This window comes from Paraburkholderia sp. BCC1886 (genome assembly GCF_900996245.1).
Classification (GTDB): Bacteria; Pseudomonadota; Gammaproteobacteria; order Burkholderiales; family Burkholderiaceae; genus Paraburkholderia.
Window position 1 is genome coordinate 1 of sequence record NZ_CAAJGK010000125.1, and the last position, 448, is coordinate 448.

1 protein-coding gene is annotated in these 448 nt (G+C 65.6%); it reads left to right on the forward strand.

Features of this window, described 5'->3' with window-relative positions; all coding sequences use genetic code 11:
- Nucleotides 1-448, forward strand: a 448-nt coding sequence (locus FQ746_RS33275) for an Ig-like domain-containing protein (protein WP_144114059.1), incomplete at both ends; no start/stop codon positions are given.

Sequence of the window (448 nt, forward strand, 5' to 3'; positions counted from 1 at the left end):
GATTCCTTCGGAAACTGGCGTTTCACGCCGGACCAGGATCACCCCCTGTCCGAGGGCGCGCATGCGCTGACCGCGCAGTCGAAAGATGCGCAAGGCGCCGAAGGAGAGGTTTCCGAGCCGTATCTCGTCAAGGTCGATACGACCGCCCCCGAGGCGCCGTCGATCGTCGACGTGATCGACGATGTCGGCACGGTGACCGGATCGATCGCCCGGGATGAAACGACCGACGATACACGGCCGACGCTGAAGGGCACCGCGGAGCCGGGCAGCATCGTGTTTGTCGAGGATCGGATCAACGGCGCGACCGCCTTCGTGGGCTCGGCCTTGGTCGACGCGGACGGCAATTGGACGTTGCGGCCCGACACGCCGCTCAAGAACGGCGATCACCAGTTCGAGGCGATGGCGCAGGATGCGGCCGGCAACGAAAGCGTGGCGAGCGAGGTCTATG